The 18,521-nt window shown below is 72.2% G+C and carries 15 protein-coding genes; 6 read left to right on the top strand and 9 right to left on the bottom strand.

Features of this window, described 5'->3' with window-relative positions; translation table 11 throughout:
• Window positions 1-316: 316 nt before the first annotated feature.
• The 6 genes from MFF64_RS03385 to MFF64_RS03360 form a co-directional block, all read right to left on the bottom strand.
• Complete coding sequence (locus MFF64_RS03385; protein ID WP_099907052.1) at window positions 317-1,249, bottom strand: glutathione S-transferase family protein; 933 nt, start codon at window positions 1,247-1,249, stop codon at window positions 317-319.
• A 31-nt stretch (window positions 1,250-1,280) separates the two neighbouring features.
• A complete protein-coding gene (locus tag MFF64_RS03380; protein WP_099907050.1) occupies window positions 1,281-1,697 on the bottom strand; it encodes an ester cyclase in 417 nt (138 codons plus the stop codon).
• Window positions 1,698-2,124: 427 nt separating this feature from the next.
• Window positions 2,125-2,889, bottom strand: coding sequence for an alpha/beta fold hydrolase (locus MFF64_RS03375; protein WP_099907048.1), 765 nt, complete (start codon window positions 2,887-2,889; stop codon window positions 2,125-2,127).
• A 78-nt stretch (window positions 2,890-2,967) separates the two neighbouring features.
• Complete coding sequence (locus MFF64_RS03370; protein ID WP_099907046.1) at window positions 2,968-3,996, bottom strand: UDP-glucuronic acid decarboxylase family protein; 1,029 nt, start codon at window positions 3,994-3,996, stop codon at window positions 2,968-2,970.
• A 146-nt stretch (window positions 3,997-4,142) separates the two neighbouring features.
• A complete protein-coding gene (locus tag MFF64_RS03365) occupies window positions 4,143-5,243 on the bottom strand; it encodes a CgeB family protein (RefSeq protein WP_238189577.1) in 1,101 nt (366 codons plus the stop codon).
• Entirely contained in the window at window positions 5,240-6,334 is a 1,095-nt protein-coding gene (locus tag MFF64_RS03360) for a CgeB family protein (RefSeq protein WP_099902418.1), read from the bottom strand. Before MFF64_RS03360 ends, MFF64_RS03365 begins: the two co-directional genes overlap by 4 nt.
• Window positions 6,335-6,500: 166 nt before the next feature.
• Here MFF64_RS03360 and MFF64_RS03355 point away from each other — a divergent pair, with 166 nt between their 5' ends.
• The 6 genes from MFF64_RS03355 to MFF64_RS03330 all read left to right on the top strand — a co-directional run bounded on the left by MFF64_RS03355 (window position 6,501) and on the right by MFF64_RS03330 (window position 14,301).
• Window positions 6,501-8,456: an SDR family NAD(P)-dependent oxidoreductase gene (locus MFF64_RS03355; protein ID WP_238189574.1), complete on the top strand. Its 1,956-nt coding sequence runs from the start codon at window positions 6,501-6,503 to the stop codon at window positions 8,454-8,456.
• 523 nt (window positions 8,457-8,979) lie between these two features.
• Window positions 8,980-9,657, top strand: coding sequence for a hypothetical protein (locus tag MFF64_RS03350; RefSeq protein ID WP_238189572.1), 678 nt, complete (start codon window positions 8,980-8,982; stop codon window positions 9,655-9,657).
• 650 nt (window positions 9,658-10,307) lie between these two features.
• Complete coding sequence (locus MFF64_RS03345; protein WP_309296440.1) at window positions 10,308-11,174, top strand: glycosyltransferase family protein; 867 nt, start codon at window positions 10,308-10,310, stop codon at window positions 11,172-11,174.
• Window positions 11,171-12,112: a class I SAM-dependent methyltransferase gene (locus tag MFF64_RS03340; RefSeq protein ID WP_238189570.1), complete on the top strand. Its 942-nt coding sequence runs from the start codon at window positions 11,171-11,173 to the stop codon at window positions 12,110-12,112. Before MFF64_RS03345 ends, MFF64_RS03340 begins: the two co-directional genes overlap by 4 nt.
• A gap of 46 nt (window positions 12,113-12,158) precedes the next feature.
• Window positions 12,159-13,478, top strand: a complete 1,320-nt coding sequence (locus MFF64_RS03335) for a tetratricopeptide repeat protein (RefSeq protein WP_238189568.1) — start codon at window positions 12,159-12,161, stop codon at window positions 13,476-13,478.
• A gap of 19 nt (window positions 13,479-13,497) precedes the next feature.
• A complete protein-coding gene (locus MFF64_RS03330) occupies window positions 13,498-14,301 on the top strand; it encodes a PIG-L deacetylase family protein (RefSeq protein WP_238189566.1) in 804 nt (267 codons plus the stop codon).
• A gap of 86 nt (window positions 14,302-14,387) precedes the next feature.
• On the opposite strand, the gene MFF64_RS03325 is transcribed toward MFF64_RS03330, so the two are convergent.
• From MFF64_RS03325 to MFF64_RS03315, 3 genes are all read right to left on the bottom strand, one after another.
• Window positions 14,388-15,437 (bottom strand): glycosyltransferase, encoded by a 1,050-nt coding sequence (locus MFF64_RS03325; protein WP_238189563.1) that lies wholly within the window; start codon window positions 15,435-15,437, stop codon window positions 14,388-14,390.
• On the bottom strand, window positions 15,434-17,233 hold the full coding sequence (locus tag MFF64_RS03320; RefSeq protein WP_238189562.1) for an alpha/beta fold hydrolase: 1,800 nt from the start codon (window positions 17,231-17,233) through the stop codon (window positions 15,434-15,436). Before MFF64_RS03320 ends, MFF64_RS03325 begins: the two co-directional genes overlap by 4 nt.
• 220 nt (window positions 17,234-17,453) lie before the next feature.
• Window positions 17,454-18,290, bottom strand: coding sequence for a WecB/TagA/CpsF family glycosyltransferase (locus tag MFF64_RS03315; RefSeq protein WP_099902932.1), 837 nt, complete (start codon window positions 18,288-18,290; stop codon window positions 17,454-17,456).
• Window positions 18,291-18,521 lie beyond the last annotated feature (231 nt).

Below are 18,521 nucleotides of genomic sequence, written 5' to 3'. Positions count from 1 at the left end.
TCCGTTGCGGCCACTCCATTCGCGTTCACCGCGTCATGGGGTCTCGGGGGCGCCGACCTTACGGGAGATCGCCGGGGCGCCTGCATCGCACCTGTGGTGGAGTGACCGATCGCAGCGAACCGGCCGGGCGCGACCGGTGACGATGAAGCCCTCGCCCGGACCGAGGCCCCACGATGGAGGGCGTGTCGACTTGGCTCGGCCGATCATGACATCCACGGTGTCGTTCCGGGCTCTGATGCGCAGGGGAGCCCGGAATGACCTGGAAGGTTTCAGTTCCGTCTGTTCGACTGATCAGGGGTGAACCTGAAAATGACGGTCAGCCCTTCGCCACCGTGAACCCGGCGCGCGGGAAGTGCAGGTGCAGCGCCCCCACCTGCGGATCGTCGCGGCGGATGACGATGCGGCCCGGCTCGACGGCGACGAGCCGGCCCTCGACCGGCACGCGGGCGAAGTCGTCCGGCTTCACCGTCACGGCGTCGCCGGGCGCCGCCGCGACGAGGTCCGGCGCCGCGTTGACGGGCGCGACGGGCGCCGGCTCGGCGACCCGGGCCGCGTCCAGGGCTGCCTCGGCGCTCATCGCCTGCGGCCGGCCGTGGCCGAGGCCGGCGACCCGCTCGATCCAGCCGAGGATGGGCTCGAGCCCGAGCAGCCGGTCGACCGCTCCGGCCCGCTCGCCGCCGCGCATCAGCCAGAGCAGGTGGTAATGCGCGAGATCGACGGCGCCGGCCCGGTCCCCGGCGAGGAAGCGACGGCCATCCGACAGCGCCTCGGCGAGCCACGAGGTCCAGGCCGCGACCCGCTGGGCGTTGCGGGCGAAATCCGGTTCCATCGCGGCGTGGCTGATGTCGACGTAGAGGTAATCGTCCTTCCGGTCGCGCAGGAAGGCTTCGGGCAGGTCGCCGGCGAAGTGCACCGTGATGCCGATGACCGCGAGCCAGAGGTCCCGTTCGAGGCCGTAGGTCAGGCCCTCGGCGAGCGCGGGGGCGAGGCCCGGATACAGGCTGGGCTCCGGTGCCAGGCGCTCCAGGGCCGGCAGGATCGCGTGGGTGTCGCAGTAGATGTCGGCTCCGACCTGCAGCACCGGGATGCGCCGGTAGCCGCCGGCGAGCGGATCGAGGAGCGGGCGCGGCGGCATCATCGCCACGTCGACCGAGCCCCAATCGAGCCCCTTGAGCCCGAGGACGAGGCGGACCTTCTCGGCGTAGGGCGAGAAGGCGTAGTGGTGCAGGATGATCTGCGGCGTGGACATGCGGGATCTCCCAGGGTGAGGGAACGGGGTCTCACGCCGGGAGGGCGCCGACCTGCTTCAAGAGGCCGAGATTGTCGAGGAGCGCCCAGTGCTCCACCAGGCGCCCGTCGACGATGCGAAACAGGTCCATCACCGCGATGTCGAGCTTGCGGCCGCTGGCGGGGAGCCCCATCAGGTCCCCGGTATGGCGGCCCTGGAAGCGCAGGCGGACCAGCACCCGGTCGCCCTCGGCGATCACCTCGTCGATCGGCAGCGTCATCTCGGTGACGCCGCCATGCAGCACCTCGCCGAGCCGGGCCACGCCCTCCGGCCCGCGCACCGCGAAGTTCAGGCCGGGATCGTGGCGGACGAACTCGGGCGCGATGTGCCGCTGCCACCACGCCTCGTCCCGTTCGAGGAAGGCTTTGAAGTAGGCGCGGGCGAGGTCCTTGTTGGCGTCGCTCGACATGGCGTCCTCCCTGGATGCGCGCACGCCGTCGGGGCGATACGGCATCCATGATTTATTTGCGCCCAATCAATCAGGTCGGAAGCCGTACCCGGCGGGCGGCCCATCCTCGCACAGGCGATGACGACGCGGAAAGCCCCTTGATGCCGACGGGGCGAGGCGGTCGTCTCGGAGCCGGTTTCGGCGCCTTCCTGAAGTTCAATCCCGTTCGCGCCCTCGAACATTGATCGACGGAACTCGAGCCCTCCATCGTCAATCCGGGTCCGCGCAGCGGATCCCGGAATCCAGGCACTCAGGTTTCTGGACCGCCACAGCGGTTCCGGATTCCGGGCTGTCGCCTTCGGCGGGCCCCGGAACGACATAGCGGGCGTCGATAACCTCAGGAATGATCGGATAGACCCTCGTTACGAGGTCGCGGGCGGGTCCCCCGTCAGGGCCGCGCGTCCAGGAACTCCAGCACCCCGGCCTTGTGCACCTTGTCGCCGACCGCGAGGTTGTGGTCGCGGTTGGGGATGTCGAGGGCGCGGGCCTCCGGGATCAGGGCGGCGAGCGCCGGCCCCGATCCCGCCACGGTGTCGGTGGTGCCCACGGCCACCAGAACCGGGACCTCGATCTGGGCGACCTCCGCCCGCGACAGGGTCTGGCGCGAGCCGCGCATGCAGGCGGCGAGCGCGCGCAGGTCGCTGCCGGTCTGCTCGGCGAAGACCCGGAACATCCGCGCCGTCGGGTCGGTGATGTCGTCGCGGGAGGGAACCTCCATCGCCTCCGGGATGCCGGCCGGCAGCCCCCTCCCCTCGACGAGGTGGAGCCCTAAGCCCCCGAGGAGCGCCGAGCGGACGCGATCCGGATGAGCCAGCGCCAGGAAGGCGGTGATCCGCGCGCCCATGGAATAGCCCATCACGTCGGCGCGGGGGATGCCGAGGTGGTCGAGGAGCCGGCGGGCATCCTCGGCCATCAGGTCGGAGCCGTAGGCCTCGGGGTCGTAGAGCTTGCCGCTGCGGCCGTGGCCGCGGTTGTCGAGGGCGATCACCCGCCGCCCGGCGCCCGTGAGGGTCCGCACCCAGGAGGTGTTGACCCAGTTGACGATGTGGTTCGACGCGAAGCCGTGGATCAGCAGGATCGGATCGGCCGCGCCTTCCTTCGGCGGGACGTCGATATAGGCGATCGAAACGCCGTCCGAGTCGAAGGTCTGCATGGCAACGGGCTCCCGCGCGAGGTCGGAGCCGGCTTAGCTCAGGGGCAGGCCGGCCCGCAACGCGGGAGGACCGGGGCGTCAGGCCACCACCGCCGCCGGCACGTCGAGAACCGGCCGCGAGGCGGCCCGCGGGCCGTCCTCGGCCTCGTCGGAGAACCACATCACGGTGGCGCGCAGGCCCTGCTCCAGCGGCACTCGCGGCGCCCAGCCCAGGATCTCGGAGGCGCGGGTGATGTCGGGCCGGCGCCGGCGCGGATCGTCGACCGGGAGCGGGTGGTTGACCACGGCGGAGGACGAGCCGGTCATGGCCAGCACCCGGCGCACCAGGTCCGACACCGTCAGCTCGACCGGATTGCCGAGATTGACCGCGCCGATGTCGCGCGCCTCGGCCCCGTGCTCCATCAGCCGGTAGAGCCCGTCGATCAGGTCGTCGACGTAGCAGAACGAGCGGGTCTGGCTGCCGTCGCCGTAGACCGTGATGTCGTCGCCGGCGAGCGCTTGGCAGATCACGTTCGAGACCACCCGCCCGTCATCGGCGCGCATCCGCGGCCCGTAGGTGTTGAAGATGCGGGCCACCCGCACCGCGACGCGGCCGGCGCGGGCGTAGTCGGCGCAGAGCGTCTCGGCGGCGCGCTTGCCCTCGTCGTAGCAGGCGCGCGGGCCGGTCGGGTTCACGTGGCCCCAGTAGCCCTCCTGTTGCGGGTGCATCTCCGGGTCGCCGTAGATCTCGGAGGTCGAGGCCTGGAGGAGGCGCGCGCCGGATTCCTCGGCCGCCAGCAGCAGGTGGCGGGTGCCGAGCACGCTGGTGAGCAAGGTGTGCTCCGGATCGGCCTGGTAATGCGGCGGCGAGGCCGGGCAGGCGAGGTTGTAGATCCGCGCGAAGCGCTGGCGCCGCAGCCGGGCCGGCAGGGGCTGGACCACGTCGTGGGTGACGAGGTCGAAGCGCGGCTCGCGCTCGAGATGGCGCAGGTTGCGCCGCCGGCCGGTGCCGAAATGGTCGAGGCAGACGACCTCGTGCCCCTCGGCCAGCAATCGATCGCATAGGTGAGACCCCAGGAACCCCGCCCCGCCGGCGACCAGGACGAGCGTGCTCTCGCGGTGTCTCATGCGGTCGATCCTCTTCAGGCTGGCCGGGCGGAAGCACCCGGGGCGCCCTTTCGGCGCGCCGCGGATCCGGGATCTTTGTTCCCGGATCCGCACCCGCACACAACGCGTCGCTCCTGCGCCTCGTTGCGATACAGGGTGTAAGTATTTTAGGGTGCGGCGCGGACGCCGCCAGCCCCCGCTTCGCGCAAGGCGATTTCGAGCTCGGCGGCCCGGCAGGCGGCGGTGTGGTGGGCGAGGACCCGGGCCCGCGCGGCCGCTGCCCTGGCCGTCCGGGCGGCCTCGTCCCGGTCGGTCAGGACCGCCAGCACCGCCTCCGGCCCGGCGGCTACCAGGATCTCGCGGCCGGGGGTCAGCACGGTGTCGAGCCCGTCCCAGGCATCGGAGATCAGCGGCGTGCCGCAGGCGGCGGCCTCGAACAGGCGCACGCTCGGGCTGTAGCCGGCGGCGATCATGTCGGCGCGGGTGACGTTCAGGGTGTAGCGGCTGGCGGCGTAGAAGGCCGGGTGGTCGGCCGGGCCGACATGGTCGAGGCGCGCCACGTTGGCGGGCCAGTCGATGCCGTCCGGATATTGCGGCCCGGCGACAGCGAAGGAGAGGCGCGGCGCCCGGCGGGCGGGCTCGATCAGCAGCCGCTCCAGGGTCGGCTGCCGGTCGGGGCTGTAGGTGCCGAGATAGCTCAGGTCGTAGCGGAGCGGGCCTGTCCGTGGTGCGTAATGCTCCGGATCGACCGAGCAGTACAGCGCCCGGGCCATCGGCGCCCCGTATTCCCGCTCCAGCCGCGCGAGCGTCGGGCCGCCGGTGAAGGACAGGTAGAGGTCGTAGGACCGGATCAGGTCCGGCGTCAGGTATTCGTGGTCGCCGCGGGCGAGCTTGGCCAGCGTCACCGGCGTGTCGATGTCGTAGAAGGCCGCGACACGGCCCGTCCGCCGCGCGATCCGGGTCGCCATCTCGCCGACCGCGACCCCGTCCGGCACGTAGGAGCCGACCATCACGGCATCGGCCGCCTCCAACCGCGGCGTCAGGTCGGCGAGGTTGGCGAGATCCCCGTAGAGCACGAGGTCGCAGTAGCCGGGATCCGCGAGGTCGCGGTGGGCCGCGTACCAGGGCACGTCGCGCTCCAGGAACGTGACCCGGTGGCCGCGGGCGGCGAAGGCCCGGAGCAATGCCCGGTAGGTGGTGGCGTGGCCGTTGCCCCAGGATGAGGACAGGCTCAAGCCCAGAACCACGAGGTCGAGAGGCCGGCTCACGCGGAGGCCTCCCGGCGGGCGGCGAGGGCCCGGCGCAACAGCGCGTCGACCTCGGCGCCCCGGCGCGCGTAGGTGTGCTGGGCGAGGATGCGCCGGCGCGCCGCCTCCCCGATCGCCCGCGCCCGCTCCTCCGTCAGCGCCTCGACATGGGCGGCGACGTCGCGCCCGTCGCGGGCGACCAGCACTTCCTCGCCCTCGGCCAGGAACATCTCGAGACCGGTCCAGGCATCGGTGATCAGGCAGGCGCCGGCGCCGGCGGCCTCGAACACCCGTGTCGCCGGCGACCAGCCGGTGACCGCCATCGAATCGCGGGCGATGTTGAGCACGGCCCGGGGCGAGGTGTTGAAGGCGTTGTGGTCCGCCGTCGGCACGTGGCCGATGCGGCGCACGTTCTCCGGCAGCGCCCGCCACTCCCAGCCGTTGCCGCCGATGAGGAAGCGCCGCTCCGGCAGGCCAGCCGCGACATTGAGGAAGAACTCCTCCACCCGCGCCTCGCGGTCGGGCAGCCGGTTGCCCAGGAAGGCGAGGTCGGCGGAGAACCGGCTTTGCGCCGGCACCGGGTGGTGGGTGTCGGGATCGAGCGCGTTGTAGATCGGCACGCAGTCCCGGGCGCCGAAGCCCCGGTACGCCGCCACCACCGGCGGCCCGCCGCCATAGGTGAGGACGAGGTCGAGATCCGGCAGGATCCGACGCATCGGGTGGTCGGGGGCAGCGCCGATCTCGGCGAGCGTCGCCGGGGCGTCGACGTCCCAGAACAACCGCACCGCGTCGGGCCGGGCTGTCCGCGCCAGCTCCTCGAGCAGGAGGTCGTCGAACACCCCGACCCCCGAGGCCTTCACCACCACGTCGGCCTTGGCCGCCTCGGCGATCACGCCGCGGGCCGCCGCCTCGGTGGCCGGGTAGACGACCACCTCGGCCCAGTCCGGCGGGTCGATGTCCCGGTGCTGCTGGCGCTCGAAGGCGTCGGGCTCGTAGAAGGTGGTGCGCCAGCCCCGGCCGGCGAGATCGCGGATCAGGCCGCGGTAATAGGTGGCGGCGCCGTTCCAATAGGCGGAGAGCAGGCTGGAGCCGTAGAAGGCGAGGCTGGGCATGCGGCGCGGGGATCTCCCTCTCGGCACCGCGCTCCCGCGATGCTCCCTGACTGTATGCCCAGATGGCGGAGCGGCGGCGTTTGGCAAATCCCGCTCCTTGAGAAACCAGGCGGCCTCGCCGCGTTGACACCGCGGAAGCTCCGGCCGATACCGCGCCCGGCTCCCGATGCGCAGACAGATCCTCAAGACCGCGACGATCATCGTCCACGACCTCGTGGCGACGGCCCTCGCCGTGCTCCTCACCTTCGTGATCCGGTTCGACGGCCCGCTGCTCACCGAACGGCTCGCCCATCTGCCGGTGCTCCTGCCGCCCTTCGTGGCCTGCGCCGGCCTGGTCTACCGCGCCTTCGGGCTCTACCGGACCAAGTGGCGCTTCGCCTCGCTGCCGGATCTCGCCAACATCGTCCGGGCGGTGGCGGTTCTCACGCTGCTGCTCCTGGTGCTCGACTACGTGCTGGTCTCGCCGGTCGCGTTCGGCATCTATTTCTTCGGCAAGATTGCCATCGGGCTCTACTTCGTCCTGCAGGTCTTCCTGCTCGGAGGGCCGCGGCTGGCGTTCCGCTACCTGAAATACAGCCGCTCGCGCCAGAGCCTGGCGCGGGCCGCCAGCACGCCGACCCTGCTGATCGGCCGCGGCCACGACATCGAGGTGGTGCTCCGCGCAATCGAATCGGGCGCCGTGCGCAAGCTCGACCCGAAAGGCATCCTCTCGCCGCGCGCCGAGGAGCAGGGTCAGACCATGCGCGGCGTGCCGGTGCTCGGCGCCGTCTCGGACCTGGAGGAGGTGGTGGCCGGCCTGGGCGCCCGCGGCGTGCCGATCCGCCGCCTCGTCGCGACGCCGAGCGCGCTCGCCCCCGAGGCCGAGCCCGAGGCGCTGATCGCCCGGGCGCGGCGCCTCGGCCTGCCGCTCGCCCGGGTGACGAGCCTCGGCGACGCCGGCCGCGGGGCGGAGCTCGCCCCGATCGAGATCGAGGACCTGCTGCTGCGCCCGACCGTCGCCATCGACCGGCCGCGGCTCGAGCATTTCCTGACCGGGCAGCGGGTGGTGGTCACCGGCGGCGGCGGTTCGATCGGCTCGGAGATCTGCGCCCGGGCGGTCGCCTTCGGGGCGAGCGCCGTGCTGGTGCTCGAGAGTTCCGAGCCCGCCCTGCACGGGGTCCTGAGCCGCCCCGGGCTCTCCGGCCGCGAGGGGGTGAGCGGCGTCATCGCCGATATCCGCGACCGCGACCGGCTGTTTCGGGTCCTGAAGGAGTTCCGGCCCGACTACGTCTTCCACGCCGCCGCGCTCAAGCAGGTGCCCTACCTGGAGCGCGACTGGAGCGAGGGCATCAAGACCAACGTCTTCGGCTCGGTCAACGTCGCGGACGCGACGCTGGCGGCGGGCGCGCGTGCGCTCGTCATGATCTCGACCGACAAGGCGATCGAGCCGGTGTCGCAGCTCGGCGTCACCAAGCGCTTCGCCGAGATGTACGCCCAGGCCCTCGATGCCGGCCGCCACGAGGCCGGTCACGAGGCCGGCGAGACCCGCCTCGTCGCGGTGCGCTTCGGCAACGTGCTGGGCTCGGTCGGCTCGGTGGTGCCGGTGTTCAAGGCACAGATCGCCCGCGGCGGTCCGGTCACGCTCACCCATCCCGACATGGTGCGCTACTTCATGACCGTGCGCGAGGCCGCCGACCTCGTGCTCACCGCCGCCTCCCATGCCGACCGCGAGGCCCGCGACCCGGGGGCCGGCGACCAGCGCGCCGCCGTCTACGTGCTCAAGATGGGCCAGCCGGTGCGCATCCGCGACCTGGCCGAGCGGATGATCCGCCTCGCCGGCTTCGAGCCCGGCGAGGACATCGACGTGGTCGTCACCGGGGCCCGCCCGGGCGAGCGCCTGAACGAGATCCTGTTCGCCCGCGACGAGCCGATGGTGAACCTCGCCGGCATCGACGGGGTGATGGCGGCAAAACCCGTCTTTGCCGACCGCGCCCAGCTCAGCGCCTGGCTCGACCGCCTGGCGGCGGCTGTGGCGGCGGACGACCGGGCGGCGGCCGACCAGGTGTTCGGGGAGGCAATCCCGGATTTCCTGCAGCGGACCGGTGCGGCGGACGAGGCCGCCCTCCTCTCCCGCGCGGGGTAGCGCGGCGCGACAAGACCGGGACGGATTTGCGGGGCGGGCCTCGCCGTCGCTCGCCTCCGTTGAGCGCAGCGCGCCGTCCGGCCCGCCGGCGATGCCTTAACGGACGTCATTCGCAACCATCGTCGTCAGCCCATAGACGTCGACCCATAGACGTCGACCCAGGTCATCGCCGGCCCGCCCTCCTCCGGCTGCCGGATCGCGCGAGATCGCGGATCGGCGAACAGCCCTCGTCCGTCGGCACAACTTCGCGCCGGGCCGGCGGCAACTGGACGAGGAGAGCGGATCCCTCGCGCATCACGATGAGTGCAGCACGAAACCGCAATCGTGGATTGCACGAACACGCGATCACTGTCTCATCTTAACTGCACGACAGTCTCTTCCTCGATCTCGACCAGGCGACAAGTCGCCATCCACACCCTCGTTACTTTACAGACTATCCTCGGCCTGATAGAGCGAGCAGATCGCAAGCCAGCAAGTCGGCAAGTTTTTACTTTCAGCAGGCGTAAATCTTGTGCGACGAAGCATGAAACTACTCAAGAATATAACAAGAAATATTCACCTGCTTCGCAGCAATCGCCCGGCAACACCGGGTAACGATCGCGATCTCCCCAACAAATCGAGCACAATTTTAAGCGAAAATTCTCATCACGGCCCGAACGGTTCCGATACGCCGCGGGTCGGCACCGGACTTCCCGCCGATCACGCCGAGACGAAGCAGCGGCGACCCGACGGAGCGGCGGCGCGCGAAACCCCGAGCCTGCCGGCCGATTTCAGCCCGCAAGGCTATCGCGACCGCAACCCGGAGGTCCGGGACCTGTCGGACCACGAGATCCGCCGGCATTACGGCACGATCGGCAAGGTCTCGGGCCTCGCCTACCGGCCGGACCAGGTGGCGGGCTTCGATCCGGATCATTTCCGCGAGACCCATCCGGCCTTCGCCCATGCCGACGACGCGGCCTGCCAGGCCGCCTGGCAGGCGCAGGGCGGACCGGAGGGCGACCCGGGTCATCAGGCGGCGCATCTCGGCCGTCTCGGCCTGTCCCTGAGGGCCTATCCTGCCGCGTTCCCGTGGCGCTTCTACACGCGCCTCTACCCGCGCACCGCTGCCCACCGCTGGGCGGCCCTCGCCCATTTCCTGCGCGAGGGCTTCGCCGAGACCGGCGACCGGCTCCCTACGGCGAGGACGCGGCGTCGTTCCTGACCGCCGTCGGGGATCATTTCGCCGCACGTCACGACCCCGCGGCGATCCGGGCCTACGAGCTGGCCGCGGCGCTGGAGCCCTCCCCCGCCACGCAGGCCCGGCTCGCCGAGGCCTATGGCCGCGCCGGCGCCTGGAGCGCCGCCCTCGATGTCTATGACGGCCTTCTGGACAACCTGCTGGCCCGCGGCACGGTCGACGAGGCCGCCCTGCGCGGCTTCGTGACCGCCGCGGCGGCGCGTACCGCCTGGCCGCGGCTCTTCGCCCGTCTTCCTCGGGCGCTCGCCGGCCCGGTGCCCGCGCCGGTGGGGGACGCCCTCGTCCGCGATGGTGCCGAACGCTACTTCGCCGAGCGCAGCCGCGCGGCGCGGGCGCTCTACACGGAAGGACGCCGGGAGGAGGGCGATGCCTGTCTCGCCGAAGCCATCCGCGGCGTAGCCGACCTGTCGGCCGCCTGCCTGCCCGCCGGGACGCGGGAGCCGTCGCCCGAGCCCTTCGTCGCGGTACTGGCCGACAGCCTTCCGGCCAGCGCCCGGCGCCGGCTGGAACGATCGATCGACCTCTACGGCCATGCCGTACGGGTCTTCGATCTCGGTACGGTCCGGGCCTTCGAGGAGGCGCTGCCTGCGGCCGACGCCGCCGTGGTGGTGCGGATGCCGGCCTGGCCCACCGTCGTCCAGGCCCTCGTGCGCGCCCGGCGGCTCGGCGTCCCGACCCTGTACGAGACCGACGAGCTGACGATCGACCCGCGCCACGCGCCGCCGCCGCTGGCGGCCTTCGAGGGTCGGATCGGCGAGCGGGTCCACGAGGATCTCGTCTTCGGGGTGGCGCTCTACCGCGGGGCGGCCGCGCTCTGCGATCACGGCCTCGCGCCGACCCGGGCGCTGGCCGGGCATCTCGACCGGATCGTCGCGACGGGCCGCAGCTTCGTCGTCCGGGACGTCGCGATGCCGGGGGCGCGCTCGCCCGCGACGGGTGACGGGATCCGCCTGTTCCTCTACGCGCCGCGATCGCGGACCGTGAGCGCGGCGGATGCGACGGGCGCGGCGCTGCTGCACGTCCTGCGGCTGGAGCCGCGGGCCAGGCTGACGACGGCCGGCTTCGCCCTGCTCGACGACGCCTTCGCGCCCTTCGCCGACCGCATCACTCAAGCCGGGCCGGTCCCGGACTGGGACGAGGCGTTGCGGGGAAGCGACCTGAACCTCGTTCCGGCCGACGGGAGCGAGGCCGATTCCTGCCTGGCGCCGACAAGCTGGCTCGCCGCCGCGCGCTTCGGGATCCCGACGCTGGCGGGCGACACCCCCGCCCACCGCGAAACCCTGCAGGACGGGGTCGATGTCCAGCTCGCCTCGGGGCGGGAGGCCTGGACGACCGCCCTGGCCGCGCTCGTCGCCGCGCCGGACCGGCGCGCCGCGCTCGGCGCGGCGGCGGCGCGTCGCCTGCGCGACACGCACGCGCCCGCGGCGGTCGCGGAGGAGTACCGCACCATGATCGAAGCCCTCCGGAGCCGACGGCCGTGACGAACGCATCGACCCGCCTCAGCCTCACGGCCCTGCGCCGCGCCCTCGCGCGGATCCTCGACCCCGACCGCGGCGGGCCCGCGCCGGCGCCCGTCGCGGTTCCGGACCCTGTGCCGGTCGCGCCGCCGGAGCCGGTGCCCGACACCCTGGACGCGCTGCTCGAACGCCTGATCGCCGGAATCACCGACCGGGCGACGACGCTCGCCATGGACGGCTCCTTCTACCACGAGGTCGGCCCGGCCGTGAACGGCGACAGCCTGGAGGCGGCTTCAGCCGAGGACCTGCTCGCCGCCGCCTTCCGGCCTGGCGCGCGGCTCCTCGATTTCGGCTGCGGGGCGATGCACAGCCGGCCCTTCATCGAGTCGCTCGGCTATGCGTGGCAGGGCGTCGACTACCTCGACAGCGTCTCGGCCACGGTCCGGGACGACGTGGCGCGCCTCGGTGACGCCGTGCGCTTCTACGACGGGCGCGTGCTGCCCTTCGCGGACGGGGACTTCGACGTGGTCTGGGCGATGGTGGTGCTCCACCACGTGCAGCACATCGATCTCAGCTTCGGCGAGATCGCCCGCGTGCTGCGCCCCGGCGGCAAGCTGATCGGGCAGATCGCCTATCTGGAGCAGATGCAGGATTACGGCACCTTCAACTTCACGCCCTACGGCCTGAAGATCGCGGCGCAGGGAGCCGGTCTGCGGCTGACCCGGGTCGAGCCGAAGCACGACGCCTTCGTGTTCCTGCTCCGGCGCCTGCTGATCACCCTGACGGCGAGCGACGACACCCCGTTCAACGGCATGATGGGACCGGACGGCGTCGTCCACCGCAGCCTGATCGAGACCGGGCGCCGGCTCGGCCTCGACATCCGGACCATCAACCTGCTCCGGCTCCTGTTCTGCACGCATTTCGTGTTCGAGGTCGAGAAGATCGCGGGCGACGCGCCATGAGCGTGCGCACCTTCAGTGTGTCCCGCCTCGCCCCGACCGGCGCGCCATGACGGGGGCCGCGCTGAAGCCGCGGGGGGCATCGCGCACCGGCTGGGCGCGGGCCGGTGCCGACCCCGTCGCGGCGGTCAGGGCGGCCGAGGCTCTGCGCGATCGCGGCGATATCCTCGGCGCGGCCGCGATCATGGCGGAGCTGTGCCGGCTGTTTCCCCATCTGCCCTACGGCTGGCGCGAGCGCGCGATCCTGCGCTGGCGGGCGGGCGACGGATCGGGCGCCGCGCACGACTTCGCGCGGGCGCGGGCGGCGGATCCGGGCAACCTCCTCACGCTGGTCCAGTCCGTGCGCCAGCTCGCCGGCGCAGGGAGGCTCGACGAGGCGGAAACCTGCCTGTCGGCTTTCCCGGCCACCCCGGACCAGGCCGGCCGGGTGGAGCGGCTGGACCAGCTCCTCGCCTATCTGCGGCAGCATCCCGAGGCGGAGGCGATGCGGCTCGCCATGGCGGTCCGCTCGAGCCCGCGCCACCTCGACACCGCGTCGGTGGAGGCGCGCATCGGCGCGGCGCTCGCCGGGCGGCAGCCCTTCTCGCTGATCCGGCTCGGCGACGGCGAAGGCGCCTGGATCAGCGACCCCGACGAGGAGGGCGGGCGCTTCCGCAGCCTCTACCGCCGCAACCGCAAGCGCATCCTGCGGACCTGGTTCGGCACCGACGCCCTGATCGACCGGCGGGACTTCCTGGACCTGCGCGAGCGCTTCCTGGCGACGATCCCGGCCGCCTCGGTGGTGGGCGTGACCTACCCGGAGCGGATCCGGCACGAATACGGCATCGCCAGCCCTGACGGCGTGCCGTCCTGCACCAACGTGCTGCGCCACGTGGCGCCGCTGCTGCACCGTGGCGACACGTCCTTCTGCACCCACGACATCCACCTGGACCTGCACCTCTCGGGCGCCCTGCAGCGCCTGACGACGGCCGGCCACCCGATCGGCCTGATCTCCTGCCACCCGGCGCTGGCCGCCGCGCTGATGCGCCGGCCCGGCATCCGCGTCGCGGCCGCCCTGCTCGTGCCGGAGGAGAAGCGCTTCGCCGCCATCATCGGCGCGACCGGGATGCCGGGGGCCCATTACCCGGACGCGTTCGGGCGGGTGACGACGCGCCTGCGGAACCGGGACTGGACGGGCGTGCTCTGGCTCGTCGCGGCCGGCTACCTGGGCAAGCTCTACTGCCACGAGATCGCCGCCCGGGGCGGCGTCGCCGTCGATATCGGGTCGATCGCGGATGCGTGGTCCGGCAAGGCGACCCGCCCGGGCCTGGCCGACCTCGCTCGCTACCGCCTCGACGGCGGCGACCAGCCCGGCCCTGCGAAGCCATGACTTTTCTAACGGAACCGCGATGACGATGGACCCTGCCACGACCCGGGAGCGGGTGCTGCACGGGCTGGCGGCGCGCCAGCCCCTGGACTTGGCGGTCGCGGTCGTCACGGCGCATCCGGACGACGAGACGATCGGCCTCGGCGGGGTGTTGGTCCACCTGCGGGACCTCACCCTGCTGCAGATCTCGGATGGGGCGCCGCTCGATCCGGCCTTCGCGGCGAATGCGGGCTTCCCGACGCGCCGGGCCTATGCGGCGGCCCGGCGCGGCGAGCTCGTCGACGCGCTCGCCGTGCTGGTCGAGGGCCGCCTCGCCCGCCAGGCCTTCTACGAGATCCCGGACGGGCGGCTGGCGGACCATCTGGCGGTGGTGGTCGAGCGGCTGGTCGAGGACCTGATCTGCGTCGACGCCGTCCTGACCCACCCCTACGAGGGGGGCCATTTCGACCACGACGCGGCGGCCTTCGCGGTGCAGGAGGCCTGCGCGCGCCTCGCGCGCCAGGGCAGCCACGCGCCGGCGCGGCTCGAGTTCACGAGCTATCACCAGGTGAACGGCACTTTGCGCACCGGGCGCTTCCTCGAAGACCCAGACCTTCCGGAGATCGTCGTCCCGCTGACGCCTGAGGCGGCCCGCCGCAAGGAGGCGGCCTTGGCCTGCCACCGCAGTCAGACCCCCAATCTCACCCTGTTCGGGTTCGGTCCCGAGCGCTTCCGGGCCGCGCCGACCTACGACTTCTCGCGGCCGCCGCCGGGGAGCGAGATCATGTACGGGAGGGAGGTGTGGCAGAGCCTGAGCCGCACCTTCGCGGCGGTGACCGGGCTCTGACCCCGAGGGATCACGCGGAACGCGATCGCGACGGGAGACCCGACGCAACCCACGATACCCGGGACGCTGCGCCGGTCACGCCGCCCTCACGCCAGGCCGTACAGCGCGAGGTGCCGCTCGGCGATGCTCGGCCAGGTGCGCGCCCGCAAGGCATCCGGGTCACGGCCGGCGACGGCCGCTCGGTGACCATCCGCCGAGACGAGGGTGCGGAGGGCGGCCGCCGTCTCCTCGACCGAGACGTGGGGCACCGTCGATGCCCGCAGCCAGTCCGGCGTCTTGGCCGAGTGGGTGGTGACGACCACCAGGCCGTGCTCCAGGCAGGCGAGGGCCGATCCGCGCTTCTCGCTCACGCCATCGGGGAAGGGCAGGAAGGCGACGCGCGCCCGGGACAGCTCGTCGGAGACCTGCTCCGGCTCGGCGTTGAGGACCAGCCTGATGCCGAGCTGATCGGCCCTCGCGGACACGTCCCGGAAGACCGGGCAATCGGGTCCCGACGGCGATCCGATGACGACGATGGCGAGGCTCTCGCCTCCGGCACGAAGACGTTCCGAGACCGCCAGGAACGCCTCGAGGCCCTTGTCCGGGCCGATCTGGCCGAAATAGACGAGCGTCGGTTCGCGTGCCTCGGAGGGGACTGCTGGCCGGCCGACCGTGATGTTCGACCCGATCGGCACCACCATCGTGCGGCAGCGGCGGAACGGGAAGGCCGTCTCGAAGGCGCGCCGCTCGAACTCGTTCGAGAAGATCACCGTGGCCCGCGACAGGGCAAAGGTCAGGAAGTAGCATTTCCGGACCCGGTTGAAGATCGTGAACTCGTGCAGGGTCAGGTAGAGGCGGGCGCCGCCGATCAGGAGCGGGGCGAGGGCCACGGCCGGCGACCGGCCGAGATTCATCGACGGGTACTGCACGTGCACGACCGAGCGCCGGCCGGCGCCGCCCTGACGCCAGACCCGCAGCAATCCCTGGAACGACCAGGTGGGCAGACGCTCCACCCTGACGTCGAGGCCGCGCTCGCTGATGATCGTGCGCAGCTTCTCCGTGTAATCGGAGACGCCGCAGCGCGCTCCCGGCTTCGCCGTCACGACGAGGGTCGCGCGCGCGGCCTCCGGACCGTCGATGGTGCCGACCCTGCTCATGCCCGGACCGCCGCGACGGGGGCCGAAGGGGGACCGCCCGGGTCGGGGACGTCGCGCGGACGGATCGCCAGACCAGCCTCGTGCTCCGGATTCCGGGAGCGCCGCGCGTCCTCGACGGCGTCCCTCACGATCGCGAAGAGCCGCTCTTGGTCGGCCGCCCTGCTCAGGTTGTGATCGACGCCGTCCAGGATGGTGACCGGATAGCCGAGCTTGCGCGCCGCGCCCTCGTGCGACTTGCCGAGATTGGCGGCGAGCGCGGCGATGCCCCGATCACCCTGGCCATAGACCAGGTGGATCCGCGCCCCGCGGCGACGCAGCCTCGACAAGCGCCGGGCGACGGTCTCGCCGCCCGGGGCGAGGCCGGGGATGCGCGCCGTCCAGGCCGTCACGCGGGCGCGGGCGTCGCGCCCCACCGCCCGCAGGATCTTGCCGACGCCCAGCTCGCCGCCGAGGATGCGACGCCAGAGGTCACCCTGCCGCGCCCGCTCCGCATAGCTCACCTCCCCCCGGAAGGAATCGCGGATCATCGTCTCGATGTCGGTGCCGGGCTCGACGTCGAAGCAGTAGAGGTTGACCAGGACCGCCGCGGAGAGGCGCTCGTCCCGGCAGATCGCCTGGAAGGCCAGGAAGGCGCCGCTGCAGACGCCGAGGACCACGCAGGGCGTGTGCTGCCGAGCCTCGAGGTGGCCGAGGGCAGCCTGGACGTCGGCGACCGCGTCCACCGTGTAGAGGGGCAGGGACCCGTCCGGACGCTCGGCGCTGTCGCCGATGCCGCGCAGGTCGAAGCGGAACGAAGCGATGCCGGCCTCGGCCAGCCGCCGGCCGAGCCGCGCCGTCTGCCGGCCGTGCCCGGCCCGCGGATTGCGCCCGGAATTGACCATCAGCACGGTGCCGCCGCTCCACGGCCCTCGCGGCCGGCACAGGATGCCGACGAGGCCGGGGCCGAACTGCGACACCTCCTCCTGCCACGCCGCGTCGGCGAGCCGGCACGACGCCAGGGACGCGGGCAAAGGCGCGGACAAGGGCGCGACCGGCGCGGGCGCCTGCGCCACGGCGAAGTCGCGCACCAGCGCGAAGGTCTGGCCGGGGGTGCGGGGGAAGAGCGGGTCGGAGACGAGCTGGGTCAGATCGGGGAGCGGGCCGGTCTCGACCGCGCTCCCGAGCGCCCGGTAGCGCTCGGCCAGAGTGTCGACCTTCGGTCCGAGTATCAGGATCCGCGGCGCTGGGGCGCGCTCCGGGGCCATCAGGTCGAGCCGGGCGAGGTCGGCGAGGGTCTGCGACCCGAGGAGGAAGCTGCCGACCATCAGCGTGTCGGGCTCCTGCGGGAGCGGCGTGCGGTCGGGCATCATGTCGATGAGCCGCGACTGCATCGCCATCTCGCGGCGATAGGCCTTGCCGGTAAGGAACGGCGCCAGCATCACCAGCCGGTCGACGCTCCCGCCCGAGAGGGCCGCGAGGGTCGCACCGAGGCGCAGGCCCACCACCACGATCTCCTCCGCCCCCGCCTGCTCGCGCAGGTAGGCGATGCCGGCCCGGATCGCAGCAAGCGCCGCGGGAATCTCCGGGTCCGCCGGGTCGCGGGAATCGCCCTGGCCCGGATAGTCGAAGCGCAGGGTCGGACAGCCGGCGCCGGCGATCATCGCGGCGAGTTCGCGCCACGAGCGGTAGGCGCACCATTGCTCGAACCCGAAGGTGCCGCACAGGAGCACGCCGCGCCGGCGCGCGCCCGGGCTGTACCAGCCGAACGCGTCGCCGAGCACGACGGGGACCGGCTCCGCCGCGATAGGCCCTGCCATGCCCCCCCCGATGAGCTCTTTGCCCGCGCCGTCGGTCAGCATCTGCACACTTCCTTTTCCTGTCAGCCGAGCAGCGCCCGATCCCGTGGCCCGCGTAGACTGTTCTAGGTCTTCAAGTTTGCCGAATTATCTACGACGTGCCGGCCCCTTCCGCCCCGGCCGGCGGACGAGGCGGAAGGGGCGGCCGCGCAGTCAGCAGATCTGCCTGGCGCAACGCTGCTCAGGCTCTTGTCTTTGCATCGTTCTCGTCGCCGAACCGATGATCGCTCCGGCGCAGGATGCTGAGGCTCGCGAGCCGCAGCCGGAGAATCATGGCCACGAAGACCACGACGTCGACGGTGTAGCGCCGCCCGAGGCGGCGCGGCTCGCGCAGAAGACGGAACAGCCACTCGAGTCGCACGAGACGGAACGCCGCAGGGGCGCGGACCGACGCGCCGGCAGCGTAGTCGAGCAGGGCGCCGACCCCCATCAGCACGCGCGCGTCGATCCGGTGCGCGTGCTCGGCGATGAACGTCTCCTGGCCCGGATTGCCGAGGGCGACGAGCAGGATGTCCGGCGAGGCGGCGTTGATCCCGGCGAGCACAACCTCCAGCTCCCCGGCCGGGAAGTAGCCGTCGCGCACGCCGACGACCCTGTGCTGGGGATAGAGCAGCGCCAGGTTGCGCGCCGCCGCCTCGGCGATGCCGGGCCTGGCCCCGAGCAGGAACAGCGTGCGCGGCGCCGTCTCGGCGGCCAGGAAGGCCGGGATCAGGTCGGTGCCGTTGAGGTTCTGGCGGAAGAAGCGGCCGCGGAACAGGGCCGAGCACAGGTCGATGCCGAGCCCGTCGCTGACGAGCAGGAAGCCGCGCAGGGACGCGGCATAGGCTGGCGTGCACAGGGCCTTGAGCAGCATGTTGGCGTTGCAGAAGCCGAGGCACAGCTGCGCGCGTCGGTCGAGGGCGTCGCGCAGGCGGCCGAACAGCTCGTCGCGGGTGAGGTCGCTGACGCTGACGCCCTCGAGGTCGAGACGGTCGACGCTCGCGGCTCCGGGCGCCGTGTCGAGGGCGCGGTCAGGCATGGGACGCTTCCGGTTGGAGTTGAGGTGATCCGTGTCGAGGCAAGACCATCGCCGGGATCGATGAAGATTTACCGGCCGGTCGTACCCCGCGCAAAGTGAATGCAGCCTCCCCCACCCGAGATGCAGCCTTAATTCAGCGCAGGGTTAACGATGGATTGGGCGAATGCCGGCAAGGCCGTATCGGGGCCGTTGCGAATGGCTAAGCTTGTAGTCCCAGGCCGAACGCTGCGA

The sequence above is a fragment of the Methylobacterium frigidaeris genome (genome assembly GCF_022179185.1).
Taxonomy (GTDB): domain Bacteria; phylum Pseudomonadota; class Alphaproteobacteria; order Rhizobiales; family Beijerinckiaceae; genus Methylobacterium; species Methylobacterium frigidaeris.
This window is presented reverse-complemented; position numbering and strand designations above follow the sequence as displayed.

Bases quoted from the DNA above. Each gene is read 5' to 3' on its own strand.
- MFF64_RS03320 (WP_238189562.1), bottom strand. From the start codon at position 17,233: ATGGCAGGGCCTATCGCGGCGGAGCCGGTCCCCGTCGTGCTCGGCGAC.
- MFF64_RS03345 (WP_309296440.1), top strand. From the start codon at position 10,308: ATGCCGGCCTGGCCCACCGTCGTCCAGGCCCTCGTGCGCGCCCGGCGG.
- MFF64_RS03370 (WP_099907046.1), bottom strand. From the start codon at position 3,996: ATGAGACACCGCGAGAGCACGCTCGTCCTGGTCGCCGGCGGGGCGGGG.
- MFF64_RS03350 (WP_238189572.1), top strand. From the start codon at position 8,980: ATGAAACTACTCAAGAATATAACAAGAAATATTCACCTGCTTCGCAGC.
- MFF64_RS03385 (WP_099907052.1), bottom strand. From the start codon at position 1,249: ATGTCCACGCCGCAGATCATCCTGCACCACTACGCCTTCTCGCCCTAC.
- MFF64_RS03330 (WP_238189566.1), top strand. From the start codon at position 13,498: ATGACGATGGACCCTGCCACGACCCGGGAGCGGGTGCTGCACGGGCTG.
- MFF64_RS03335 (WP_238189568.1), top strand. From the start codon at position 12,159: ATGACGGGGGCCGCGCTGAAGCCGCGGGGGGCATCGCGCACCGGCTGG.
- MFF64_RS03315 (WP_099902932.1), bottom strand. From the start codon at position 18,290: ATGCCTGACCGCGCCCTCGACACGGCGCCCGGAGCCGCGAGCGTCGAC.
- MFF64_RS03380 (WP_099907050.1), bottom strand. From the start codon at position 1,697: ATGTCGAGCGACGCCAACAAGGACCTCGCCCGCGCCTACTTCAAAGCC.
- MFF64_RS03325 (WP_238189563.1), bottom strand. From the start codon at position 15,437: ATGAGCAGGGTCGGCACCATCGACGGTCCGGAGGCCGCGCGCGCGACC.
- MFF64_RS03360 (WP_099902418.1), bottom strand. From the start codon at position 6,334: ATGCCCAGCCTCGCCTTCTACGGCTCCAGCCTGCTCTCCGCCTATTGG.
- MFF64_RS03375 (WP_099907048.1), bottom strand. From the start codon at position 2,889: ATGCAGACCTTCGACTCGGACGGCGTTTCGATCGCCTATATCGACGTC.
- MFF64_RS03355 (WP_238189574.1), top strand. From the start codon at position 6,501: ATGCGCAGACAGATCCTCAAGACCGCGACGATCATCGTCCACGACCTC.